Raw genomic sequence first — 23,438 nt, forward strand, 5'->3', positions numbered from 1 at the left:
GCTGCCCGCCCGGACGTCCATTGCACTGCCCTCTAATCTATCCCAACCGGCGCACGTGCGACTACGCATCGCACGCGCGATGCCGGACGGGACGCCGCGCACGGGGTCGCACACGGCCGCGGCGACCGCGCGTGTCCGCCGTCCCGCCGCGCATACACTGGGCATATGGGCATTGACACGACGTCAACAATGACGGTCAAAGGTGACGCGAGACGGCTCGCGATTGTGCGCGCGGCACGGGAGATCTGCTTGGAGAAGGGCTTCTCCAAGATCACCGTGAGCGACATCGCCGGACGCGTGCACATGACCAGATCGCTGTTCTACCACTATTTCCCCGACAAGGACGCGGTGGCGGACGCCGTCCTCGACGACGTGGTCGAAGACATCCTGACCAAGCTGGCCGTCTGGGACGCGTCCCGCGAACCCGGCAACATCGGCAAGGCGCTCGACGACATCGTGCGCCTCACCCGCGCGCTGATCGCGGACGAGAGCCCGTTCTCCGCACGCATGATCCACGAGGGCAACGCCGAACTGTACATCCGGTTCATCGACCGCATCGCCGACCGCATCGCCGACATGTTCGAACGGACCACCGTACGCGATTTCGAAGCGCTCCACGGGCTGCCGATCAGCAACGTGCACGAGACGTTCTTCACGCTGATCGTGGGCCTCATCTCGCTGCTGCGCTCGCACCCGGAGACGCCGGACGAGACGGTGAAGAGCCTGCTCGCGCAGACCCTGCACCTCACCGAATACATCGGCACGGACTAGACGAACGCGCCGGTGACCGGGTCGCGGCCGTCGCGCCCAAGCATGGCGAGCACACGGTCCTCGCCATGCTCGCGTTCCTGCAGCCGGGCGACGGCGGGAGGCACGAGCACGCGCAACGCATGGCCGCACGCCCGCACCGCGACCGGCAGCCGGCCGACGTACTCGCCGTCAGCCATGAGCACGGGCGGCTCGACGCCCTCCCCCGCACGCGTGATCTCGACGTCGCGCACACGCTTCCAGCCGAACACCTTCGAGCCGAGCAGCTTGCCGTTGTAGCCCTTCGAGATCGCATCGGCGATCTCCACCACATTCGGCATGTGGTCGATCCAGATCAGGTCGAGCAGACCGTCATCGAGCCGCGAATACGGGGAGACCTCCAGCCCGCCGCCGATATGCCGCGAATTCGCCACGGTGAGCATCGGCGAGACGATGTCCCGCTCCTCCACCGAGCCGTCCGCCAACGTGGCCTTCACGTGGTAGCCGTACCGTTCGAGATGCGCGACCTCCACGAGCACGGCGGCGAAGTAGCGCAGCGAACCGCCCGGCAGCCGCGAACGGTTGGCCCGGTCGTTGATGCTCGCGTCCAATCCGCACGACAGCATGCCCGCATAGTAGCGGTCGAACGCGGACGCCGTTCCGGCATGCGCCTCGCTAGACGGCTTCACCTCCTCGCCGGTGGTCGGGTCGGTCGCGACGGCACCGGCCAGCGCCGTCACCCGCCCCATGTCCACGTCGATGTGCGAACCGCGCACGATGGCGCCGACGATGCCCTCCACCGCGGTATCCACACGGTTCACCGGCAGCTTCAGGCCACGGGCGAAATCGTTGCCCGATCCGGTGGCGACGATGCCGAGCGGCTTGCCGCTGGAACCGACGGCGTTCGCGCCGAGGGCGATCATGCCGTCGCCGCCGACCACGACGAGATGGTCATAGTCGGCGATACGCCCGCGCGCGTTGGCGAGGGAATCGTCGAAACCGTCGCCGGTCAGATCGATCACGTCGAACCCGTACCGTTCGCCGGCCGCGGCCAGCAGCCCGCGCACGCGCTCACCGACCGCGGTCCCCTTGCCCTTGTCGGACGCGGGGTTGCCGACCATCGCGACCACGCCGTAATCCTTGCTCTCCGTCATGCCTTCACGATAACCGGAAAGCCGGCGGAACCGCCAGTGCCGATGAGGCGATGGCGTTCAGCCGTCGCACGGCACCGGTCCGGCGCGCGCGTCGACCGTGATCTCGGGCATGAACGGCACGTCGGTGGCGAGCGCGACGCGCACCGTCACGTCGCCGCCGTCCTCGCCGCCGACCTCGCAGGAGGCGAGGCGGCCGGCGTGCGCCGTCGCGACGGTGGCGGCGACGGCGCACGGCTCGCCGCCACCGACGTTCCGCGCGACCGCCGCGGACAACGCGGCCAGGTCGGCGGCAGACCGGCCGACGGCGCGACGCACCAGCAGGTGGCCGGCCGAGGCGGCGGCGGTCAGCAGCACGGCGACGAGCATGATGAGCGCGATGCCGGCCATCGTGCCGGATCCCTCGTCGGCATGTCCGATCGCGGCGCGGCTCATGTGATCACCCCCACGGCCCGACCCTCGACCCGGGTGGGCAGCACGCCCATCGGATCGGGGATCACCGGGCAATGCGTCGTCACGGTCACCCGATCACCGGCGCGGCTCACGTTCACCGTGATGCCGCCACCGCCGACGGCGTGGGCGACGGCCGAGGGATCGGCGTCGTCGCCGGCCGTGACCGCCGTGCGCGCGGCGGCCGAAGCGGCGTCCTGGCATCCGATGGACACCATCACCGTGCGGGCAAGCGCGAGCAGCAGCAGCGCGAGCGCCACGACGGCGGGCAGCACCGTGGCGAATTCCGCGGTGACCGCGCCGGGATCGGCATGCGGCGGGCGTCTGGCCCGACGCCGCATATAGCGTGCGATCATGGCGATCAGCCTCCCATCATCAGCGCCTTCTTGACGATGTCGAGCAGCATCTTGCGCACGGCGTCGGATTTGAGGATGGCGACGAGCAGGGCGGCGAAACCGGTGGCGGCGACCAGCACGACCGCGTATTCGGCGGTGGCGGCGCCCTCCTCGGGTTCGGCGGCGAGCGTGCGCATGCGCGCGTCCATTACGCATAGTCGGGCGCGGCACGTCTCGCGCAGGCGTTCGGCGCGCTCGCGGGCATGGGTGAAGATGCCGGCCCGTCCTTCGCCGTTGACGGGGATGACGGTGTTCATGGGAGTTCCTTTCCTTGAGGATGGTGGGTGGTGGGGTTGGCATGGATGTGGATGTTCGCCGGTTGGCGGGAATCGACGGAGGATGGGGTGGCAGCTGCCATAGGGGTTGGCGATGAAGGTCGGCGGCGACGCCGGAGGAGGCACGATATTGAGTTATGGACCGATCGGTCGTTCCACTGTGCGCGATGGGTGCCGGAACTCGCAACGGATTCCGGGGCATGTGGTCAGTACCCCCCTGGTTTTCCACATCCCGGGCGTGTCATCCACATCGTTGTGGATAACAGGGCACGTGATATCACCGGCTTTCCGCCGATAACCCCCGATTCCGAAACATGCAGGGATACATACATACGGAACCAGGCTCGGACAAACGAAAAGGCCCGCCGAAGCGGGCCTTTTCCACAAGTCCAACCTAGGAGCAGAATCTCAGCACAACATCATCGTTGCAACGGTAAGTCTTTCCAATGCCCGTCCAACGTATCAGTCCTCGTGACCATTACTCTTTGTGGGCTCTGCTCTGTTCGGTTTTCCTTGTAGTTCATAATCTAGGCGTGCGGGCGGCACCACGCAACCTGGGAAAGGGCGTTGTGCGTTTCTTTGCGCAATTGGTCGTTCGACCGTCGGAAAAACGCTTTTTTGGCGTTTCCTGTTCGTTTTTCGCCGGCGTTCTGTGCCATTGCGTGCGTTTCGGATGTCATCGCGGCGTGTCGCCCAATTGGCGCCGAGCGCTGTCCGATTGACATCCGGCCGCCGCCTGACCGATACGAGGGACCGTCACCATCCGGACGACAACAACGCCCGATTGTGGACAACCCGTCGGCGGTTGTGGACAACCTGCCGGAACACGGTGGACAATCCGGCGGTTTACGCGGGTAAACCATGGGCTCCGACCACATCACCCCGCACGGCTTGCCCGGCACCCGCCCACACCGCTTCAATCGAATCATGAACACGCCAGCACCACTCACGCCATCGCCATCGATACCACCGCCGATGGATGACCGGACGATTCACGCCGACATCACGTCGTCCGCCGTCGTCCCATCGCCCGTTCCATCGACCGCCTCATCGGCCGCTCCTCCGGCCGCGCCGACGCCGGCCATCCCGATGCCGGCCGACCCGCCGTCCGTCGCCCTGCCCCGACGCGGCCCGGCCACGCCGCGAATCGTGACCACGGCGCATGGGCCGACGCCACGGCGCCACTACGCCCTTCCGCAATCCACGCTCGCGCCGACGCCGACGCCGGTCCCGACCGTGACGGTACCGGCTCCGGTTACGCCGGTACCACCGCAGTCCGCCGCTTCCACGCCACTCGACCGGCGACGGCGCAAAGGCGCGTCCAAGGCCGTGGGCCCCAGACGAAAGGCGACGCCGCAACGCCTCATGTCTCGTCGGGGCGCGATCGCGACGGTACATCGCGCCAAGCCGTCCGTACCATGCCCGCTCCCGGAGACCTCGCCCCCGGGCAATCTCGTCGTGTTCACCTCGCCCAGCGGCGGCATCGGCACGAGCACGCTCATGGCGCTCACCGGATTGGCGCTGGACGGACACGGCGTCGACTGCGCGCTGCTCGACGCCGATCTGGATGGCGGCGGGCTCGGCGTGCTGCTCGGTATCGAGCACGAGCCCGGCCTCACCCTGCAGGATCTCGACGCGCCGCTCGGGCATATCGAGGGATCGGCGCTGAACCACGAACTCCCCGCCTGGGAGGGCATGCGCGTGCTCGCCCATACGCCGTGGCGGGGCGGGAATCCGGAATGGTGGGAGCTCGAGGCCGCGGCGGACGCGCTGGCCGAAGCGAACGACATCGTGATGGTGGATGCGGGCCGGGGCACGGTCATCCCGCGCATGCCCCGATTCGCCGCCGCGCATCAGGTGGTGGCCGTCGACCTGTCCGTGCTGGGCATGGCCCGCGCGAAATCGCATCTCGCCATGCTCGACCGGCTGCGTGACGCCATGCGCGGCGGCAGAGGCGGCACGACCGGGAGCGCCGGCACGACGGGAGCCGTGCCTCCCCAGCCGCTCGTCGTCGGCGTCGAGCCGCGCGGACCGGCCCGATCCAAGGCCTCCTCGTCGGTCGCGGTGGCGGAGGCGGTCGCCTATATCGGCGAGGACATGCTCGGCCCCGTACGCTGCGCACCGGCGTTGTGCGCGGACATGCTCGCGGGGTTGGGCATCCGCACGGTGCCGAAACGCAACCGGCGCGTGGTCGACGCGTTGGCCGACGGCATCCTCGCGGCCGCCGGCATCCGCGTGCCGGGAGGAAACCGTGCGGCGGACGGGGAACGGAGGCCATCATGAGCGGAAACCATATGGCGGGCGCGATGACGGACGCGATGACGGACGTCACGGCGATCGCGTTCGGGCCGCTCGACTCCATCGTGCGCGATCCGCGCGTCACTGACGTGGCGGTGACCTGCGACGGACGCGTCTGGGCGGACGACGGAAACGGCATGCGCGAGCGCCGGCCGCGCATACCGTTCCGCGATGCGCGGACCGTGCGCGACTACGCGGTGCGCCTGTGCGCGCAACTCGGCCGCCGTCTCGACGACGCATGCCCCATCGCCGATGCTTCCAGCGGCGGCGGCATCCGTGTGCACGCCGTGATTCCGCCGATCGTGCCGTATGGCGCGTCCCTGTCAATCCGTCTGCCGGACCGCACGGCGTCCACGCTCACGGACCTGTGCCGCCGTGGATTGTTTCCCGCGCCTTGGCTGCCCGTGCTGCGCGGTCTGGTCGCGCGACGCGCCACGCTGCTCCTCACCGGCGGCACCGGCGCCGGCAAGACCACGCTGCTCAAGGCGCTGCTCGCCGAATGCGACCCGGCGGAACGCATCGTCACCGTGGAGGAGGTGCGCGAGCTGGGCGTCCTGCCGCTCGACGATCACGTGTCGATGGTCACGCGTGAGGCGAACGTGGAGGGCGCCGGCGCGGTCGGATTGCCGGAACTGGTGAAGGCGACGCTGCGCATGCGACCCGACCGCGTGGTACTGGGAGAATGCCGCGGCGAGGAGATAGCCGACCTGCTGCGCGCCTACAATTCCGGCCACCATGGCGGCATGACCACGCTGCACGCCGACAGCGTCGCGCGCGTGCCGTCGCGTCTGATCGCGCTCGGCCTGCTGGCGGGCCTCGCGCCCGAAGCGACGGCCATGCTCGCCCGTGATGCGTTCGACGCGGTCCTGCACCTGGAACGCGTCGACGGACGACGCCGCATCGCGCAGATCGGCCTGTTGGGCGGGACGGCGGGCGGCGCGCCGGCGGATGACGCGATCGGCATGGCGACGGGCGTCACGGCGACGGGCGGAACCCCTGTCCGCCCGGCCGCGCTCGCGGGAGTGCCGTTGGCCACGTGGACAGGCGCGGACCAACCCTCATACGCGCCGCAATGGCGTCGTTTCACCGACCGGTGGAGGCTGCCATGACGACGACCACGATCATCGCCTCGGCCGGCATCGCGCCGGGCGTCATCGGCCCGCTCATCGCGGTTCTCGCGATAGCGGCGGCGGCCGTCGCCGTCGCGCCCATCGTCATGCCCGCCATCGTGCGCCCCGTCATGCCGCCGGGCGCGCGGAACCGGGCGCGCGGGACGCGCGGACGGCTTGGGAACGACGTCGTCGCCCCCGTCGCGACGCCGCGCATCGGCATCGATGCGACAATCGCCGCCGTCATCGCGCGCGTGAAAGGCGGCGGCACCGCCGTCGAAGCGTTTGAAGAGCAGGGAGGCGTACGGTTCGCGACGCCGCGCGTGACCGTCGCGCGCGCCGCGACGGTGCTGCGCGTGCGCGCCAAGGACGACGAATCCGAAACGGACGTCGCGACGGCGGCACGGCATCTCGCCGCGGCATGCCGGTTGAGCGAACGTACGGGATGCGAGCTGGCGCGTTGCCTGGAGGCGGTGGCCTCGGACCAGAGCCGGGCACGTCGCGCCGCCGAGCTGAAACGGCAGACGTTCGCGATGCCGAAGGCGACGATACGGCTGCTTTCCGCACTGCCGGCCGTGACCGTGGCGCTCGGCGAGCTGTTGGGAGCGCGACCGGTCGCGTTCCTGTTCGGCTCACCGCAGGGACTGCTGTGCCTGGGATTGGGCGGATTGTGGTATGCGGCCGGTCTGGTGTGGACGCATCGGATGCTGACGTCGTTCGACGATGCGGGAGGCGACACGGACGCCGACCTGCCGATCACGCTCGCCATGCTCCATGCCGCGCTCAGGCAGGGCGCATCCATCCCAGGGGCATTGATCGCCGTGGGCGAGGCGATCGAGCGCCCGGCGCTGGACGATACGGGGCGCGACCGGGCGAAACGCGACGGCACACGGCACGACGGGCCGAAGCATGACGGACCACGACATGACGGACCGAAGCGCCGCGGCCCGGCGCGGGACCTGCCCACGTGTCTGCGCGCGGCCGGCTATGCGCTCACGCGCGGCGCGACCTGGCATGAGGCATGGATCGGCGCGGGTGCGGGAGGCCTGCCGCTCGAATCGGTCCGCGACTGCCTCGGCGAGGCGTGGACGCACGGCGTCTCGCCGACGGCACGGCTGGAACTCGCCATCGAGCGGTACGGCCGGGACGAGACCGCGGCCATCGAGCGGGCCGCGGCCGAGCTCTCGGTGCGCCTGCTCGCGCCCACCGGACTGTGCTTCCTGCCCGCGTTCGTGCTCATCGGCGTGGTACCGGCCATCGTCTCGTTCGCGCTGTGAGGCATACGCCGGCCGTCCGGCCACGCGTTACCGCTCACAGCACCGTCTCCCGCCCACCGGGCGACGCCCAAAATGTGAACTCGCGTTGAACTTTGGCGCGTATACCCACAACCCAACCGTCTCAAGGCCTAGGATGACAATCATGGCACAGATTTTTGACGCACCATCGAAAGCGATCCTGCGAAGCCAAATCGCAGAGCACATCGCCGAAACCGACAAGAACGATCGGCGCGAGACCCTTGAAGGCGAGGCCCCGCTGCCGACCGACCGCTTCTTCGACCGCGAGCTGAGCTGGCTCAAGTTCAACAAGCGCGTCCTCGAACTCGCCGAAGACAAGGACCAGCCGCTGCTGGAGCGCACCAGCTTCGCGGCGATCTTCGCCAACAACCTCGACGAGTTCTTCATGGTCCGTGTGGCCGGTCTCAAGCGCCGCATCGACTCGGGCATCGCCGTGCCCTCCGCCGCCGGCCTGAGCCCGCGCCAGCTGCTGCGCTCGATCAGCGAGCAGGCGCACGCGCTGCAGAACGAGCACGCCCACTACGTGATCGACGAGCTGTTCCCGGCCCTCGCCGAACAGCACATCGTGCTGCTCAGCTGGGACAAGCTCACCACCGCCGAGCAGGAGCGCCTGTCGCGCTATTACCGCCAGCAGGTGTTCCCCGTGCTCACCCCGCTCGCCGTGGACCCGGCCCACCCGTTCCCGTACATCTCCGGCGGCTCCATCAACCTCGCCGTGATCGTCGAGAACCCGGCCTCCGGCAAGTCCCACTTCGCGCGCGTGAAGATCCCGGGCAACCTCAACCGACTCGTGCCGGTCGACGACATGACCGACGAGGAGTCCAAGGAGGAGCGCTACGGGTTCATCACGATGGAGAACCTCATCATCGCCCACCTGGAATCCCTGTTCCCGGGCATGATCATCAAGGAGGCCCGTTCCTTCCGCGTCACCCGCAACGAGGACATCGACGTCGAAGAGGATGACGCCGAGAACCTGCTCAACGCGATGGAGAAGGAACTGCTCCGCCGTCGCTTCGGACCGCCGATCCGCCTCGAGATCTCCGACCAGACCAGCCCGTTCCTCTCCCAGCTGCTCGCCGACCAGCTCGGCGTCACGCCGGAGGAGGTGTACCGTCTGCCGGCACCACTCGACATGACCGTGCTGTTCGAGCTCGGCGGCATCGACCGTCCGGACCTCAAGAACCGCCCATTCATCCCGACCACGAACCGTCAAATCGCCGAGGTCGAGTCGAGCCGCGCGCAGGACATCTTCGCCGCGATCCGCGAGCGTGACATCCTGCTGCACCACCCCTACGACTCGTTCTCCACGTCCGTCCAGGCGTTTCTGGCGCAGGCTGCTGCGGATCCTAAGGTTCTGGCCATCAAGCAGACGCTCTACCGAACCAGCTCCAACTCGCCGATCATCGACGCGCTAATCGACGCGGCGCATGCCGGCAAGCAGGTGCTGGCGCTGGTCGAGATCAAGGCCCGCTTCGACGAGGACGCGAACATCGCGTGGGCGCGCAAGCTGGAACGCGCCGGCGTGCACGTCGTGTACGGCATCGTGGGCCTCAAGACCCACTGCAAGCTCATCGAGGTGGTGCGTCAGGAGGCCGACGGCCTGCGCCGCTACTGCCACGTGGGTACCGGCAACTACAACCCGAAGACGGCCCGCATCTACACCGATCTGGGCCTGCTCACCTGCGACCCGGTGGTCGGCCAGGACCTCACCCGCCTGTTCAACCAGCTGTCCGGCTACGCGCCGAAGTCGAGCTTCCACCGTCTGCTCGTCGCGCCGCGCACCATCCGCACCGGTCTGATTCAGCGCATCCGCCGCGAGGAGGATGCCGCCCGCGCCGGCAAGGAGGCGTGGATCAAGATCAAGGTCAACTCCGTGGTGGATGAGAAGACCATCGACGCCCTGTACCGCGCCTCGCAGGCGGGCGTGAAGATCGACATCGTCGAGCGCGGCATCTGCTCGCTCAAGCCCGGCGTTCCCGGCCTGTCCGAGAACATCCGCGTGCGTTCGATCCTCGGCCGCTTCCTCGAGCACAGCCGCATCTACGCGTTCTGCAACGCGGACGGCCCGCAGATCGGCGAAGGTCCGCTGTCCGGCCCGGAGGTGTGGATCGGTTCCGCCGATCTGATGCACCGCAACCTCGACCGTCGCGTCGAGGCGCTGGTGCGCATCACCGCGCCCGAGCAGATTCAGGAGCTGCTGGACTACATCGACCTGCAGATGGCCGATTCCACCTCCAGCTGGCACATGCTGCCGGACGGCTCCTACGAGCGCCACTCGAAGGACGAGGAGGGACGCCCGCTGGTGGATTGCCAGGAGTACCTGATCCGCAAGCACACGCGTCGTCGTGGCAACCACAGCTGAGACAACCACAGCTGACGCCGCAGCTGAAGCGACGGGCCTCGCATGAGACCCCGTCGCCCGACGTTCGCATAGCGGTCGCGCCGGTGGAACCTTTGGCCACCGGCGCGACGGATTCACGCCAAACGGCGTATGATGAAACCCGGAATTCGTGAACGTTAACGCAAATGAAGGCCGACCCGAAATGGGTCGGCCTTCGTCGTTGCAGCGGGAAAACTACGTAGAGTCCTACGCGAGCCCCCGCCTGCGACCCTGCGTACAATCGAAGGGTGAACAAGAAAATGAGCAAGATCGTGGAAGCGGCCGGCGGAATCCTCTACAGACGTCGCCGTCTTCCTGACGACGTTGCGCGACGACGCGCCGACGAAGGCTCCTCCGTGATCACGGCCACGGCCACCGCCGCGGTCCCCGCGACGACCGCAACCACCGCGAACGTCGCCGCAAGCAACGCAACCACCACGGAAAATTCCGTCACCACCGCTTCCACCGCCTCCCCCGCATTCGGCACCCCGCGGTTCGACGACATCGAAGTCTGCCTCGTGCACCGCCCGAAATACGACGACTGGAGCTGGCCGAAAGGCAAGGTCGACCCGAACGAATCGCATATGCACGCCGCCGTGCGTGAGATCGGCGAGGAGACCGGCCTGCCCGTCGCGCTCGGCCCGTACCTCGGCGACGTCGAATACCCGCAGTCCGAAGAAGGCAGCAAGCGCCGCCACACGAAGAACTACGCCCCGGACGTGAATACGAAGCACATCCGCTTCTGGACGGCCACCGCCATCTCCCCCGTCGACAAGCTCAAGCGCACCGCCGCACTCGGCCCCGTGCACCGCGCCGACGTGGGCGAGATCGACGACGCGATCTGGCTCACCCCGGACAAGGCGCGCAAGAAGCTCACCCATTCCACGGACAAGGAGATCCTCGCCCTGTTCATCGATCGCCTCCAGGAGGGCGCGGCCGACGCGGTGCCGGTCATTCTCGTGCGCCATGGCAAGGCGGAGGCCCGCAAATCCTGGAAGGGCACGGACGCGAACCGTCCCATCACGCCGCGTGGAGCCGCCGCCGCGTTCGCCCTGAGCCACGAACTCGCCTGCTTCAACCCGGTGCGCCTCGCCACATCCCCATGGATCCGCTGCATGGAGACCCTGGAGACGTTCTCCTGGCAGACCGGCCGCGACATGGTCAAGCTCGACCCGCTCACCGAGGACGCGTTCGCCGCGGACCCGCAGGCCGCATGGGAATGTTTCAAGTCCGAGATCGACTATGCGCTCAAACACCGCAATCCGGCCGCGGTCTGCATGCACCGGCCGGTGATCGGTGGTATATTCGACCATCTGCGCGCCTTGTGCGTCTCCGATTCGCTCGCGAAGCGTCTGATCGCCAAGTCGCCCTACATGCCCACCGGCAGCGCGCTCGCGCTGTTCGCCATCGCCACGCCGAAGGGCCCCCGCATCATCGATATCCAGAAGGTCATTCCGCTTGTCTACTAGCTTCCCCACCACAGGAACCGCCGGAATCACCGGCAACACGGGCAACGGCTCCGTGCTCGCCTCCCGCTCCGGCTTCGTGCCCACGCCCGGCTCCGCGCCGCGCCCGTCGCGCCCCGGCCAGCTCGCCCCCGCCCTGCTTGAGCAGATGGCGGGCGGCAACGACCCGGGCGTCGTCAACGAGATCGCGCACTCCTCCGCCTCCGCGCTGCTCGACCGCGTGCGCCACAGCGAGGATCCGGCGGTCGTCGCGCGCGTGCTCACCGTCGTCGAGCGCGAAGGCGTGGACGACATCGCCGAACTGTGGAGCTCGTCGCCGGCGGACACGCTGCCCGGCGTGCTGTGGCGCCTGTACATGCTGCGCACGTGGATGCGCACGCACCGTGACGCGATCGCGCGGCTGTGGCGCGTCGGCGAGCCAGTCGCGACGTCCGCCTCCGCGATCGCCGGCGTCGACCAAGCGCCGACCGAGGACGACATCGCGCGTCTCGCCGATTCGATTCTGTCCGGCGCGTTCACCGGCGATTTCGCCGTGGCGATGGAACGCGCGGCCGCGTTCACCGACGTGGTGGCGCTGGGACTGCGCATCGAGGCGAAGCATCTCGCCGAACAGGCTGCCACGCTGGGCGCCAAGTCGAACGCCGACAAGGCGGCGCGGCTCATGCACACGGCCGCGAACCTGTTCGTCACCGCCAAGGACTTCCACCACGCCGCGAACCTCTGGCGGCGCGGCAAGCTGGAGTAGCGGAAAGAAAAAAGCAAAAAGAAAAGCGCCGAACCGTGAAAGCGCCTGTCGGCGCAAGGGCCGCTCGCGGCGGCAAAAAATGGAGCCCGGGGCTTAAGCACGGCCCGACGCGGATAACAGTATAAGCATTGACAAGCTCATGCCACGCCGCGCACACGGAATCCGCCGCCGCGAGCCCCTTCGGGCCTTGCAATTACGGACTTCGCTACGCGAAGCCTCAATTCTGCCTTCGTTCGCCTGTCGGCTCACTCAGGCTGACGCTACGGGGAATCCACCGGATTCCCCGCTCGACGCGTCAGCCCTTGCGCCGACAGGCGCTTTCACGGTTCGGCGCTTTCTCTTTTGTCTCTTCTGACTCACTCCTCCAGCGGCGTGACCTGTGCCACGCGCGCGGCGAGACGTTCCACGATGTCATGGTGGTGGGTGGAGAGCAGCACGGTCTTGCCGGCATCCACGAACGCGCGCAGCACGCGCACCACCACATCGGTGTTGCGCTCGTCCAAGCCGTCGGTGGGCTCGTCGAGCACGAGCAGATCCGGGTTCATCGACAGGCAGCACGCGATGGCGACGCGCTTCTTCTCGCCGCCGGACAGCCGGTAGGGCGCGCGGCCGCGCAGACGTTCCAATCCGAACAACGCCACCATGTCGTCCACGCGCCGCGCCACCTCGTCGTCCGGCAATCCCATCTGCATCGGTCCGAACGCGATCTCCTCCTCAACGGACGGGCAGAACAGCTGCGTATCCGAGTTCTGGAACACGAATCCGACGCGCTGGTGCAGCGCCTTCGCGAACCGGCTGTTCCGCGCCTCGACGGCCGCGCGCGTCACCGGCGTGCCAGCGAACCGGTATTCGCCCGCATCGGGGAATTCCAACGCGTTGATGATGCGCATGATCGTGGTCTTGCCCACCCCGTTCGGGCCGAGCAGCGCCACGCACTCGCCGCGCATGATGGCCAACGAGAAATCGCGCAACACCGCATGCGAACCATCGTCATACGGATCGCGGTACGAGAACCCGATATGGTCCAGCTCCACCAGCGGCGTTCCAGCCGCGCCAGCCGTCCCAGCCGTTCCAGCCGCGCCAGCCATGTCAGCCGTTCCGGTCGTTCCAGCCGCACCCGACTTCCCCGCGCCGAACGCGTCATCTCGAATCGCATCCTCGCGAAGCGCCCCGTCAGCCATCATCGACCACCTCCATAACAGTCCCTCACCATCGTCTTCATCACCACATCCATCATCCCGTCACCCCGTCACCACGGCCACAACCACCGCAACCGCCACGCCCGCCGCATACGCCGCGTTCGCCCAGGTGACCAGCGGTTCGCGCCGCACGTGGTACTGCCCGTCGAACCCGCGGCAGGTCATCGCCTCGGCCATGGCCTTCGCCTCGACGTGCGCCCGCAGGAACACCGCGCCGATCACACGCCCCGCGGACATCATCTTGCGCCGGTCCCGCCCGACGCTACGCAACCGCAACGCGTCGAGCAGCCCCACCATGGACCGCCCGAGGATGTCGATGAACTGGATGGTCACGTCGCACACGTACACGACGCTGTCCGGCACGCCCACGCCACGCAGCCCGGCGAGCAGCCGGTTCCACGCGACGGTGCGCGCGAGCGCGACCACGAGCGCGACGGCGACGAACGCGCGCACGGCGAGCCGCACCACGACCGCCCCGGATTGTCCGACGAGCAGCGCCGGCAGCCCGATCACGACGCTCAGCAGGGTCACGGCGAACGCCGGCCTGAGAATCGCCAGGATGAGCCGCGCCGGCCGCGCCGCCAGCATGACGAGCACGAGCGCGAGCGCCGCATAGGAGAACGCCATGCCGCGCGTCGCGTTCACGCAGACGATGATCGCGATGATGCCGACGAGCCGCAGTCCGGGCGAGACCCGCCCCAGCGCGCGGTCGAGCGGACTGTCCGCGACCGACACGGGCGCGCCGACCTGTCCGAGCATGCCGCCCAGCCGCGCGAGATTGCGTTCGATGAACGTGGACCGGTCCGTGGGCGGATCGTAGCGTTCGGACGCGCGCAGCCACGCGGGAATCGTCACGGCATCGGTCTCACCGCCAGTCGTCGGCCCGGCCAGGCGCTCGGCCGAGCGCCCGGTCGAATGTCCGGTCAAGCGCGCGTCCGTCTCGCCGGTCATGCCGCGGACGCGGCCTTGCGCCGCGCACGCCCGCGCACGGCGAAGGCGAGCAAGCGGAAGACGATGGTGAGCACGGCGATGCCGATCACGGCGCTCAGCAGGTATCCGGCGACGTCCGGCAGCCCGGCGAGCGCGTAGTCGGGCAGGAGCGCGTTCCAGCTGAATCCGTGCGCGATGTACCGCGGCACGTAGTCGAGTCCGGTCGCGGTCATGAAGTCCTCGGCTCCCCATTCGCCCCACGCGTCGCCGGTGGCGATGAGTCCGATCGGCGAGAGCAGCGCGACGACGCCGAGCGCGATCCACGCGCTGCGCCGCAATCCGTCGCGGCCATCACGTTCGTCATGTCCGACAAGTCCGTCACGTTCCCCACGAACCGTCACGGCATCGATGCCGCCCACGCCCGTCGCGATGATCTCGGGTGCGGTGCGCCGCACGAATTCGACGACGACCACGGTGAGCAGTCCTTCGACGACGCCGGCGACGGCGAGGTGCGGCACGAGCATCGCGGGAATGGTGACGGCGAACGGGAACGGGAAGTAGAGCGCCTGTCCGTCGGCGTCGTGGAAGAGCAGTGGCTGCGCGCCGAGTTCGAGCGCCACGCACAGGGCGGCGAGGGTGAGGCCCACGTAGCCGGCGAGGAACGTCGCGACGCGGCCGGCCGCGCGCGCGGTGCCGTCGCGACGCGCACGCGCGTTCGCGTCCGCACCGTCCGCACCGTCCGCGCCGTCGCGGCGCCCGGCGGCGAGACGCGCGACGCCACGACCCGCCGCGGCGATGCCGTATGCGGCGAACGGCAGCACGACGGCCATGTTGAAGCAGTTCGCGCCGAGCGTGATGATGCCGCCGTCGCCGAAGAGGAGCGCCTGCAGCAGCAGCGCGACGGACACGGCGACGGTCGCGTACTGCGGTCCGAGCAGGAGCGCGATGAGCGCGCCGCCGACGCCGTGCGCGGTGGTGCCGCCGGGCGTGGGCACGTTGAACATCATGATGAGGAAGGAGAACGCGGCGCCGGCACCCAGGTACGCCATCCGCTCCGGCGTGGCGTCACGCATGACATGACGCAGGCACAGCACCCAGATCGGAATCATGACGGCCCAGAACAACGCGCCGGTGGACGGCGAGACGAAGTTGTCGGGGATGTGCATCGCCAGCGTGGCGGCCTGTGCGGATGGGGTGTCGGTGATCATGCGCGCTCCTTCTGCTCCGCCGCGGTCGGTTCCGCTTCGGTTCGTGGGTTTCGTGTCGTATCGTGTGACGTAATATCACATCCGTGATTCGGGCAGGGTCCGGCGGCCTGCCGCCCGTTGCAATCATTGCGAAACGCCGATGCGCGGACGCGAGCCGTCCATATGCCGGACGGTATTTTCCGGCGATATTTCCCCGATGATTCCCATCCGTTACATGCGCGCGCGGCGACGCTCCTACACTGTTCGCAGATCGCCGCCCGGCAGTCGGACGGCCATGCACCCCGACACTGAAGGAGGGCGGATGATCGCCAAGGAGATCACCGGCAACATCATCAGCCAGCGGTATGACGACGGCAAGCTCGCCGTGCCAATCGCGTTCGACTGGTTCGAGACGGACAAGAAGCGCATGCGCAAGGTCGCCGAGGACGGCACCGAGTTCGGCATCATGGTGGGCCGCACCATCAAGGACGGCGACGTGCTCGCCGAGACCGACGACAAGCGCTATTTCGCGCGTATCCGCACCGCGCAGCTCATCGAGATCCCCGTGGACTCGATGAAGGAGATGGGCCGCCTGTGCTTCGAGCTCGGCAACCGTCACCTGAGCCTCAAGGTGGAGGACGACCGCGTGCTCGTCCCCTACGACCATCCGACGATGGAGTACACGAAGAAGATCGGCTACGAGCCGCACATCATCGAGGGCGGGTTCGACGGATTCCTCATCGTCAAGGCGCACGCCGGTTCGGGCACGATCATCCCCGGCACGAACAAGACGACGGGCGACGTGGCCGAGGAGGAGCAGGAGGCCGAGGCGGACGCCGCGTGGGCCGCGCAGGAGGCCGGCGGGAAGCACGACGAGCACGCCGAGCATGGCGAGCACGCCGACGAGCACGGCCATCACCACCATCATGTCGTCGAGGAGCCCGGCGTCGACGCCGACCACCCGTACCAGCTCAAGCCGGGCGAATACGAGTCGAACGGCGTGCTGCACCGCCCGGACGGCTCGCACAGCCACGACGGCGGCCGCACCTGGCACACGCACTGATTCCCGATTCCGCCCCAGGAAAGCCGAAACCATGAACGTCAACGAGACCGAGGCACGCCGCCTCGCCATGCTACAGGTGTGCGACAGCGTCTTCCCTGTGGGCGCGTTCGCGCTGTCCAACGGCATGGAGACCTTCGTGCAGCGTGATTTCCTGCGCCGCGGCCCCGACTTCGAGCAGTACATGAAGAACTATCTCGAGGTCGCGCCGTACAAGGAGATCGGGCAGATGGTGCTCGCCGGCAGGGCGGCCACCGACGCGCGGCTGTCGCGCAACGGGCTCACGAAACGGCTCGCCGCGCTCGACGAACTGTCGGGCGCGCTGCAGTCGGCGCGCGAGATCCGCGAGGGCGGCGAGCGCATGTGCACGCGCCTCATCAAACTCGCCGGCGAGATGGATCCGGGGCTCGGGCGCTCCCCCGCGCTCGGCCTGTACGCGGAGCTCATCCGCACGCGGCGCTGCCGCGGCCTGCACTCGATCGCGATGGGCCTGTACGCGGCCGACCATGCGCCGGACATCCGCGACGCGGCCATCATGTACGGCTATTCGTTGCTGAGCGCGCTCACCATGTGCGCGGCGAAGGCGATTCCACTAAGCCAGTACGCGGGCCAAGTCGCGTTGCACGATTCGTTCCCACGGCTCGTGCGCGCCGTCGACATCGCGATGACGCTCGGACCGGACGACCTGGGCATCTCCGGCGCGTTCCTCGACATCGCCGCGATGCAGCACGAGACGCTGTACTCGCGCCTGTACATGAGCTGACGCGATCCGCAATCACCAACCAAAAAACAAACCACACAACCACAACACGCAACCCACATCCATCTACAAACCCAAGGAGCACACATGTCCTACGTGCGCATCGGCGTGGCCGGCCCGGTCGGTTCCGGCAAGACCGCGCTCATCGAACGCCTCACCCGCAAGATGACCGACGACTACAGCATCTGCGTCGTCACCAACGACATCTACACGAAGGAGGACGCCGAATTCCTCATCGAACATTCGCGTCTCGCGCCGGACCGCATCGTCGGCGTGGAGACCGGCGGCTGCCCGCACACCGCGATCCGCGAGGACTGCTCGATGAACCTGGAGGCGTGCGAGGAGATGGCGCGCACCCACCCGGACGTCGAGATCATGTTCGTCGAGTCCGGTGGCGACAATCTGTCCGCCACGTTCAGCCCGGACCTCGCCGACGCGACAATCTACGTGATCGCCACCGACGAGGGCGACAAGATCCCGCGCAAGGGCGGCCCGGGCGTGACGCGTTCCGACCTGCTCGTCATCAACAAGGCCGACCTCGCGCCGCTCGTGCACGCCGACCTCGACGTGATGGCCCGCGATTCCAGGAAGATGCGCGGCGACCGCCCGTTCATCTTCACCGACCTGATGGGCGGCGCGGGCGTCGACGACGTGATCGACTGGATCAAGAAGAGCGTGCTGTTCGAAGGCATGTGATCCGCGGCGATATCGGGCGAATATGACGCCGTGAAAGCTACACTGGGATTATGTCCGAGACTGTGAGCGAATTCGAGTTCGAGCGGCGGTTCTTCTGTCGTGAACTGCCGCCCGAATACGATGACGGCGATGCACCCGCCCTCATCCTGCAAAGCTATTTCGTCTATGAGGACAACTATGCGCTGCGCGTGCGCCTGAAGACGCGACGTGTGCGCATCGACATGACGCCCGACCTCGACCCGCGCGCGGTGCTCGAGGAGCATTGCGACGATTTCGAACGCGCCTACGTCACCGTGAAAGGACCGTCCGTGGGCGGCACACGCTATGAGGCGGAACGCGAGATCGACACGCGCATCGCCGTCGAACTGGTGCGGCGGGGCGGCAGGCCGATCATCAAGAACCGGTATTCCGTGTGGATCGCGGAGGACGGGTGGAGCGTGGACGTGTTCGGTGGGGCGAACGCGCCGCTCATCGTCGCCGAGGCGGAGCGCGCCACGCCCGTCACGAACCTGACGATCCCGAAATTCTGCGTCACCGAGATCACCGACCAGCCGCGCTTCAACAACGATGGTCTCGCCGGTCGCCCATTCGGCGAATGGAAGGACGATTTCGAGCGCGAACTCGCCGCCACCGGCCCCCAATTCCAACAGTTCTTCGGCAAGAACAAGATGGAGTGAGCAAGGCGGGCAGACCGCGCACCCGGCCCCCTCTGACGAGGGGGCTGTCCGCGAAGCGGACTGGGGGAGAGACAGCGGCCGCAGGCCGCAGGAAACGGAATCGGCCTTCGGCCGATGCGATATTCCCGCGACCTACGGTCACTTCCGTTTCTCTCCCTCCGACCGCCTACGGCGGCCACCTCCCTCGTCAGAGGGAGGCAAGGAAGCGGAAATCAGTACATCAGCGTGGCGAGGCGGCGGCGGGCGGCCTTGAGGCGCGCGTCGGTCGGCTCGGGAATCGCGAAGTATTCGAGCAGGCGCTTGCGCACCGGTTCGATGTCGGCCTTGTGGCCGGCGGCCACGAAGTCGAGCAGACGGTCGAAGGCGTCCTGGATCTGCCCGCCGATCATGTCGATGTCGGCCACGGCGAGCTGCGCCTCCACGTCGTCCGGCGCGGCCGCGGCGGCGGCGCGCACCTCGCGCACATCGGCGTCGGCCGAACGCGCGAGCAGCAGCGCCTTGGCGCGTTCGCGCGCGGCGAGCGCGTCGTTCGGATCGGATTCAAGCACCCTGCCGTACGCGGCGGCGGCACCCGCGTAGTCGCCGGCCTGCGCCAGCTGATGCGCCTCCTGATGCTCCGGCGGCACGACGGCGGCCGCGGCGGCACCCGCGCCGTCCGTGCCGGAACCGTCGGCGCCCGCCGCGGACGGGTCGCCCGAGTACGGCGCGGTGCCGGTCACGCCGGACTGCTGCGCCATCGCGACGATCTTCGGCAGCACCTGCGTCTTGATCTGGTCGAGCTCGTCATCGGAGGGCAGGCCCTGCAGCAACGGCATCGGACGGCCGCCGATCAGAGCGAACAGCGCGGGCGCGCCCTGCACCTGCAGCGCCTGGGCGATCGACGGGTTCTCGTTGATGTCGATGCGGGAAAGCTGGATCTGGCCGTTCATCGCGTTCACCGCGTCGGCGAGCGCGCGCGCCATCGGGAAGAGGCGGTCGTCGGTGGGGATCCACAGGAGCAGCAGGATCGGGAACGTGGCGGAGGTCTGCACCATCGCTTGGAACGTGTTCTCCGTGGTGTCGATCACGTAGCCGCCGGCCGCGGGCGCGCCGCCCTCCTGGCCGGGTTCGGCCTTCACCTGATGCGCGAGCGCCTCGAGATCGACGGCTCCCGCCAACGAGACCCCGGGATTGAACTTCGGCTGATCGGCCATGCCACGCCTCCAACTTGTCGTGAGAATACAAAAAGATGCCGCCACTCATCTTAGTGACGGCATCCCCGCTTCGCCTACAGCGTTCACTACAGCGCTTCGACCTTGACGGGCTGGCGTTCGGCGCCGACGGCGGTGATCTTCGCGGCGTCGCCGGTGGCACCGGCCGGCGGGATGTACATGGCGATCACGTTCACGTACGTGACCTTCATCGTGCTGGTGGCCTTGCCATCGCCGAACAGCGCCTTCTCCTGGTCGGAGGCGGGCAGCGATTCGCGGCCCTCGCCGGCCTGGCGCGTCCAGGTGGAGTCGATGCGCGCAACGACTAGGTCGCCGCCGTCCGTGGACCGCATGATTGCGAGCTGGTTCTTCGGCGCGGTGAACTCCTGCTCCTGCGTGCCCTTGTTCGCCTCCATACCCTGCTGCACGGTGGCGTTCAGCTGCTGGAGGTCGGAGCGGAACAGGTCGTCGGCGAACTTGTCCTTGTACTGGCTGGAGTCGCCGTTGTTGAGCAGATCGGTGTACCAGTCCACCGCGTCCTGGGGGGTCGCGACGAGCTTGGTGTCCTTCGTGGTGCCCATCTCGGTGCCGAGCTTCGGCACTTCGAACTTCGGCAGTTTCGCGCCTTGGAACAGGCGGGCCACGCCCCACAGCTTGTAGTTCTCGCGCGCGGAATCCTGCGTCATGACGAGCAGCCGCTTCGACTGCTGGTCCTCGGTGGTCGTCGTGATCGTGAACACGGTGCGCGGCCATCCGTCGTCGACGGGGATGACGGTCTGCGTGATCTTGCGCGGAATCGTCGCCTTCGCGTCGAGCGTGCCGGTCGCCGCGGCGATGGTGAGTTCGCTGGTGCGCACCTCGAGCTGCGGTCCGGTCAGTCGCGCGGCGAGTCCGTCCACGTTCTTCGACTCGTTCGCCGCATCGATCACGTCGAGGATGTCCGTGCGGATCCTCTTCTCCTGCGCGACGGTCAGGTCGGGCGTGCGGGCCGCGGATTCCGCGGTCGCGACCTTCGGCACCTGTCCTTCGCACGCGCCGAGCGAGACGAGCATGCCGGCGGCGAGGGTGAGCGCCGTGAGTTTCGCCGCGATGGTTCCCATACGTTTCGTCATCGGTTCTCCTCCCCGTCCGTGGTCGTGTCGTCGGTCGCGGCGTCTCCGGCCGCGCCCGAATCGCCGGAATCATCCGAACCGTCGCCGCCGACCTCCTGCGCGAGACGCGCGAAGTACGCCTGCAGTTCGTCGGGGGAGATCACGGACGTCGCCTCGTCGTTGACGTCCGGTTGCGCGGCGGCGGCCGGCTGCGGCGTGGCGGCGGCTTCGGCCGCGCCCGCCGCGTCGGCGACGAGATTGCGCGACGTCGGATCGACGACCACCGGCGAATCGACCTTCACCGGCTCGATCGTGCCCGTGTCGGTGCCGACGGCGTGGCGGCGGCGACGGCCGCGCCCGCCGCGTTTCGTCTTCGGCTCGTAGCTCGGGCTGAGACCGAGGCTGCCGGCGACGGCCGCGCCGATCGACACCTCCTCCTCGGGCTCGACCGGGGCGCTTTCGACGTGGCGCTTGCGGCGCTTGTGCGGCGGCATCGCGAAGACGGTGGCGGTGAACACGGCGAGCACGGCGAGCAGTCCGCCGATGAAGTACAGCGGGGTCGCGTAGTCGGGCAGCGTGCGGCGCGTCCACGTGAACGACACGTCGGCGGCGGTCGACGAGCCGAGGTCGACGATCGCGACGTCGGTGGAGCTGCGCGACGTCGCCTTCATCGTGACCTCGCCCTTGCCGCATTTGACGGCGGTCCACATGTCGGAGTCCTTGAACGCGACTTCGGTGGAGTCGCCGGCGGCGGACGCGGCGCCCGAGGCGCTCTCGTCCTGGCCGCCGTCCGCCTTCTCGGTGGACAGCGTCGCCCAGTCGGCCAGTCCGGTGACGCGCGTGTAGGCGGCGCCGGACAGCCACCCGGAGGCGTCCTTCGACGAGGCGGTCGCGACGCACACGTCGCCGCCGCCCGCGTCCACGTTCATGTTCACGGTGCTGTCGACCAGTCCGAGCACGTTCGGATCGGTGACGATGTAGCGGGAGCCGCTGACCTTGGCATCGGCGGTGATGATGCGGCTCGGCTGCCAGATCGTGGCGTTCAGCACGCCGACGACGATCGCCGCGACGGCCAGGAGGCCGACGAACGGCGTGACCACGCCGCGCATGATGGTCGCACGGCGCCGATCGTGCGGAGTGCGGCCGTCCTTGCGGCCGGCCTCGTCCGCGCGCTCGTTCTCGTTCTTGGATTCCTCAACACTCATAATGAGCGCCATTCTACAAGCCAGGCCTGAAAGCCGGGTGGGAACGGCGGGAAAATCGCGGTTGGCGGCTAGGGTGGTGCCCATGCGCAACACTTCTCATTCCGTGATCCGCACCGCTCTGGCGGCCATCTGCTCGCTCGCCATGTGCGCGACGCTCGCCGCGTGCGGCGGTTCGAACTCCGATTCGAAGGACTCCTCGAAGTCCTCGTCCGATTCCTCCTCCAGCTCGTCGTCGACGAAGATGGACCAGATCGCCGGCGTGACGGCGACCGGCGACCTCGGCTCGAAGCCGAGCATCAAGTTCAAGACGCCGATGACCGTGCAGAACAACACGTACGCGGTCGTACAGAACGGCGACGGCGAGACCATCGAAAAGGGCGACCGCGTGTGCGCCCAGGGCATCGCGATCAACGCGAAGGACGGCTCCGAGCTGATGAGCTCGTGGGAGAAGAACACGCCCGACTGCTCGATCCAGCTGTCCGACTCGAACCTCAAGCAGATTCCGCCGTACACGAAGATGGTGGGACTGAAGCTCAACTCGACGATCGTGTTCGGCGTCAACGACTCGAACAGCTCCGGCACGTCCTACCTGCTCGCCTACACGCTCGTCTCCCGCTCCAAGGACCTGACCAAGGCCACCGGCGACGTCGTGACCGACATCCCGTCGAACCTGCCGAAGGTGACGCGCGCCAAGAACGGCAAACCGTCCATCGACATGAACGGCCAGGGCTCCGTGGATTCGCTGGTCGTGCAGACGCTCGTCAAGGGCAAGGGCAAGGAGCTCACCAAGGACAACACCGCGGTCGTCAAGTACACGGGCTGGCTGACCGACGGCACGCAGTTCGACTCCTCCTGGTCGAAGAACACGACGCTCGACGCCGACCTGTTCAGCGATTCGACGAACGGCCAGCATCAGGTGATCACCGGCTGGCAGGAGGGTCTGCGCGGCCAGACCGTCGGCTCGCAGGTGCTGCTCATCATCCCGCCGGACAAGGCGTATGGCGACACCGCCCAGGGTTCGATCCCTGCGAACTCGACCCTCGTCTTCGTCATCGACATCCTCGGCGCCTACTGATCGGTCGCACGATTACGTCCCACATGTCGGCCCCCTCTGACTGAACTGCGTCAGAGG

General features: G+C 68.0%; 22 protein-coding genes. 12 read left to right on the top strand and 10 right to left on the bottom strand.

The features are described from left to right. Positions 1-189 precede the first annotated feature (189 nt). Positions 190-771, top strand: coding sequence for a TetR/AcrR family transcriptional regulator (locus AC1AYX_RS06010; RefSeq protein WP_476502664.1), 582 nt, complete (start codon positions 190-192; stop codon positions 769-771). Here AC1AYX_RS06010 and AC1AYX_RS06015 read toward each other — a convergent pair. The 4 genes from AC1AYX_RS06015 to AC1AYX_RS06030 are packed head-to-tail and all read right to left on the bottom strand — an operon-like array spanning position 768 to position 3,000. Next, positions 768-1,901 (bottom strand): diacylglycerol/lipid kinase family protein, encoded by a 1,134-nt coding sequence (locus tag AC1AYX_RS06015; protein WP_476502665.1) that lies wholly within the window; start codon positions 1,899-1,901, stop codon positions 768-770. The genes AC1AYX_RS06010 and AC1AYX_RS06015 overlap by 4 nt on opposite strands. 57 nt (positions 1,902-1,958) lie before the next feature. Further along, positions 1,959-2,333 carry an Rv3654c family TadE-like protein gene (locus tag AC1AYX_RS06020; RefSeq protein ID WP_476502666.1) on the bottom strand — a complete coding sequence of 125 codons (375 nt, stop codon included), beginning with the start codon at positions 2,331-2,333 and terminating at the stop codon, positions 1,959-1,961. After that, positions 2,330-2,704 (bottom strand): TadE family type IV pilus minor pilin, encoded by a 375-nt coding sequence (locus AC1AYX_RS06025; RefSeq protein ID WP_476502667.1) that lies wholly within the window; start codon positions 2,702-2,704, stop codon positions 2,330-2,332. Before AC1AYX_RS06025 ends, AC1AYX_RS06020 begins: the two co-directional genes overlap by 4 nt. Before the next feature lie 5 nt (positions 2,705-2,709). Continuing rightward, complete coding sequence (locus AC1AYX_RS06030; protein WP_476502668.1) at positions 2,710-3,000, bottom strand: DUF4244 domain-containing protein; 291 nt, start codon at positions 2,998-3,000, stop codon at positions 2,710-2,712. A gap of 1,347 nt (positions 3,001-4,347) precedes the next feature. Between AC1AYX_RS06030 and AC1AYX_RS06035 the strand changes: the two genes are divergently transcribed. The 6 genes from AC1AYX_RS06035 (at position 4,348) to AC1AYX_RS06060 (ending at position 12,311) form a co-directional block, all read left to right on the top strand. Then, complete coding sequence (locus AC1AYX_RS06035) at positions 4,348-5,301, top strand: hypothetical protein (protein ID WP_476502669.1); 954 nt, start codon at positions 4,348-4,350, stop codon at positions 5,299-5,301. A 23-nt stretch (positions 5,302-5,324) separates the two neighbouring features. Continuing rightward, a complete protein-coding gene (locus AC1AYX_RS06040) occupies positions 5,325-6,425 on the top strand; it encodes a CpaF family protein (protein WP_476502713.1) in 1,101 nt (366 codons plus the stop codon). Then, on the top strand, positions 6,422-7,702 hold the full coding sequence (locus tag AC1AYX_RS06045) for a type II secretion system F family protein (protein WP_476502670.1): 1,281 nt from the start codon (positions 6,422-6,424) through the stop codon (positions 7,700-7,702). Before AC1AYX_RS06040 ends, AC1AYX_RS06045 begins: the two co-directional genes overlap by 4 nt. Positions 7,703-7,844: 142 nt before the next feature. Then, entirely contained in the window at positions 7,845-10,082 is a 2,238-nt protein-coding gene (locus tag AC1AYX_RS06050) for an RNA degradosome polyphosphate kinase (RefSeq protein ID WP_476502671.1), read from the top strand. Positions 10,083-10,360: 278 nt separating this feature from the next. Continuing rightward, on the top strand, positions 10,361-11,569 hold the full coding sequence (locus AC1AYX_RS06055; protein ID WP_476502672.1) for an NUDIX hydrolase: 1,209 nt from the start codon (positions 10,361-10,363) through the stop codon (positions 11,567-11,569). 145 nt (positions 11,570-11,714) lie between these two features. After that, positions 11,715-12,311: a hypothetical protein gene (locus tag AC1AYX_RS06060; protein WP_243394372.1), complete on the top strand. Its 597-nt coding sequence runs from the start codon at positions 11,715-11,717 to the stop codon at positions 12,309-12,311. Between the two features lie 356 nt (positions 12,312-12,667). Here AC1AYX_RS06060 and AC1AYX_RS06065 read toward each other — a convergent pair whose 3' ends face one another. From AC1AYX_RS06065 to AC1AYX_RS06075, 3 genes are read right to left on the bottom strand one after another with little or no spacing between them, the layout of a single operon-like run. Then, positions 12,668-13,495, bottom strand: coding sequence for an energy-coupling factor ABC transporter ATP-binding protein (locus AC1AYX_RS06065; RefSeq protein ID WP_476502673.1), 828 nt, complete (start codon positions 13,493-13,495; stop codon positions 12,668-12,670). A gap of 57 nt (positions 13,496-13,552) precedes the next feature. Beyond that, the gene (locus tag AC1AYX_RS06070; RefSeq protein WP_476502674.1) at positions 13,553-14,461 is read right to left on the bottom strand and encodes an energy-coupling factor transporter transmembrane component T; all 909 of its coding nucleotides are present in this window, start codon (positions 14,459-14,461) and stop codon (positions 13,553-13,555) included. Further along, complete coding sequence (locus AC1AYX_RS06075) at positions 14,458-15,648, bottom strand: energy-coupling factor ABC transporter permease (RefSeq protein WP_476502675.1); 1,191 nt, start codon at positions 15,646-15,648, stop codon at positions 14,458-14,460. The genes AC1AYX_RS06070 and AC1AYX_RS06075 overlap by 4 nt, the downstream gene beginning before the upstream one ends. A gap of 301 nt (positions 15,649-15,949) precedes the next feature. On the opposite strand from AC1AYX_RS06075, the gene AC1AYX_RS06080 reads away from it, so the two are divergent. The 4 genes from AC1AYX_RS06080 to AC1AYX_RS06095 all read left to right on the top strand — a co-directional run bounded on the left by AC1AYX_RS06080 (position 15,950) and on the right by AC1AYX_RS06095 (position 18,820). Further along, complete coding sequence (locus AC1AYX_RS06080) at positions 15,950-16,690, top strand: urease accessory protein UreE (protein WP_476502676.1); 741 nt, start codon at positions 15,950-15,952, stop codon at positions 16,688-16,690. Between the two features lie 31 nt (positions 16,691-16,721). Next, on the top strand, positions 16,722-17,450 hold the full coding sequence (locus tag AC1AYX_RS06085) for an urease accessory protein UreF (RefSeq protein WP_476502677.1): 729 nt from the start codon (positions 16,722-16,724) through the stop codon (positions 17,448-17,450). An 84-nt stretch (positions 17,451-17,534) separates the two neighbouring features. Next, positions 17,535-18,143 (top strand): urease accessory protein UreG, encoded by a 609-nt coding sequence (gene ureG, locus AC1AYX_RS06090; RefSeq protein ID WP_476502678.1) that lies wholly within the window; start codon positions 17,535-17,537, stop codon positions 18,141-18,143. Between the two features lie 50 nt (positions 18,144-18,193). Further along, positions 18,194-18,820, top strand: coding sequence for a CYTH domain-containing protein (locus AC1AYX_RS06095; protein ID WP_476502679.1), 627 nt, complete (start codon positions 18,194-18,196; stop codon positions 18,818-18,820). 212 nt (positions 18,821-19,032) lie between these two features. Here the strand turns inward: AC1AYX_RS06095 and AC1AYX_RS06100 are convergent, their stop codons facing one another. The 3 genes from AC1AYX_RS06100 to AC1AYX_RS06110 form a co-directional block, all read right to left on the bottom strand. Beyond that, positions 19,033-20,013, bottom strand: a complete 981-nt coding sequence (locus tag AC1AYX_RS06100; protein WP_476502680.1) for a tetratricopeptide repeat protein — start codon at positions 20,011-20,013, stop codon at positions 19,033-19,035. An 86-nt stretch (positions 20,014-20,099) separates the two neighbouring features. After that, a complete protein-coding gene (locus tag AC1AYX_RS06105) occupies positions 20,100-21,122 on the bottom strand; it encodes a DUF8094 domain-containing protein (RefSeq protein ID WP_476502681.1) in 1,023 nt (340 codons plus the stop codon). Further along, entirely contained in the window at positions 21,119-22,306 is a 1,188-nt protein-coding gene (locus AC1AYX_RS06110; protein WP_476502682.1) for a hypothetical protein, read from the bottom strand. The genes AC1AYX_RS06105 and AC1AYX_RS06110 overlap by 4 nt, the downstream gene beginning before the upstream one ends. Before the next feature lie 82 nt (positions 22,307-22,388). Here AC1AYX_RS06110 and AC1AYX_RS06115 point away from each other — a divergent pair, with 82 nt between their 5' ends. Further along, positions 22,389-23,381, top strand: coding sequence for an FKBP-type peptidyl-prolyl cis-trans isomerase (locus AC1AYX_RS06115; RefSeq protein WP_476502683.1), 993 nt, complete (start codon positions 22,389-22,391; stop codon positions 23,379-23,381). Positions 23,382-23,438: the final 57 nt, after the last annotated feature.

The organism is Bifidobacterium sp. LH_419 (genome assembly GCF_056356955.1).

Bases quoted from the DNA above. Each gene is read 5' to 3' on its own strand.
- AC1AYX_RS06010 (WP_476502664.1), top strand. From the start codon at position 190: ATGACGGTCAAAGGTGACGCGAGACGGCTCGCGATTGTGCGCGCGGCA.
- AC1AYX_RS06015 (WP_476502665.1), bottom strand. From the start codon at position 1,901: ATGACGGAGAGCAAGGATTACGGCGTGGTCGCGATGGTCGGCAACCCC.
- AC1AYX_RS06020 (WP_476502666.1), bottom strand. From the start codon at position 2,333: ATGAGCCGCGCCGCGATCGGACATGCCGACGAGGGATCCGGCACGATG.
- AC1AYX_RS06025 (WP_476502667.1), bottom strand. From the start codon at position 2,704: ATGATCGCACGCTATATGCGGCGTCGGGCCAGACGCCCGCCGCATGCC.
- AC1AYX_RS06030 (WP_476502668.1), bottom strand. From the start codon at position 3,000: ATGAACACCGTCATCCCCGTCAACGGCGAAGGACGGGCCGGCATCTTC.
- AC1AYX_RS06040 (WP_476502713.1), top strand. From the start codon at position 5,325: ATGACGGACGCGATGACGGACGTCACGGCGATCGCGTTCGGGCCGCTC.
- AC1AYX_RS06045 (WP_476502670.1), top strand. From the start codon at position 6,422: ATGACGACGACCACGATCATCGCCTCGGCCGGCATCGCGCCGGGCGTC.
- AC1AYX_RS06050 (WP_476502671.1), top strand. From the start codon at position 7,845: ATGGCACAGATTTTTGACGCACCATCGAAAGCGATCCTGCGAAGCCAA.
- AC1AYX_RS06055 (WP_476502672.1), top strand. From the start codon at position 10,361: ATGAGCAAGATCGTGGAAGCGGCCGGCGGAATCCTCTACAGACGTCGC.
- AC1AYX_RS06060 (WP_243394372.1), top strand. From the start codon at position 11,715: ATGGCGGGCGGCAACGACCCGGGCGTCGTCAACGAGATCGCGCACTCC.
- AC1AYX_RS06065 (WP_476502673.1), bottom strand. From the start codon at position 13,495: ATGATGGCTGACGGGGCGCTTCGCGAGGATGCGATTCGAGATGACGCG.
- AC1AYX_RS06070 (WP_476502674.1), bottom strand. From the start codon at position 14,461: ATGACCGGCGAGACGGACGCGCGCTTGACCGGACATTCGACCGGGCGC.
- AC1AYX_RS06075 (WP_476502675.1), bottom strand. From the start codon at position 15,648: ATGATCACCGACACCCCATCCGCACAGGCCGCCACGCTGGCGATGCAC.
- AC1AYX_RS06080 (WP_476502676.1), top strand. From the start codon at position 15,950: ATGATCGCCAAGGAGATCACCGGCAACATCATCAGCCAGCGGTATGAC.
- AC1AYX_RS06085 (WP_476502677.1), top strand. From the start codon at position 16,722: ATGAACGTCAACGAGACCGAGGCACGCCGCCTCGCCATGCTACAGGTG.
- ureG (WP_476502678.1), top strand. From the start codon at position 17,535: ATGTCCTACGTGCGCATCGGCGTGGCCGGCCCGGTCGGTTCCGGCAAG.
- AC1AYX_RS06095 (WP_476502679.1), top strand. From the start codon at position 18,194: ATGTCCGAGACTGTGAGCGAATTCGAGTTCGAGCGGCGGTTCTTCTGT.
- AC1AYX_RS06100 (WP_476502680.1), bottom strand. From the start codon at position 20,013: ATGGCCGATCAGCCGAAGTTCAATCCCGGGGTCTCGTTGGCGGGAGCC.
- AC1AYX_RS06105 (WP_476502681.1), bottom strand. From the start codon at position 21,122: ATGACGAAACGTATGGGAACCATCGCGGCGAAACTCACGGCGCTCACC.
- AC1AYX_RS06110 (WP_476502682.1), bottom strand. From the start codon at position 22,306: ATGAGTGTTGAGGAATCCAAGAACGAGAACGAGCGCGCGGACGAGGCC.
- AC1AYX_RS06115 (WP_476502683.1), top strand. From the start codon at position 22,389: ATGCGCAACACTTCTCATTCCGTGATCCGCACCGCTCTGGCGGCCATC.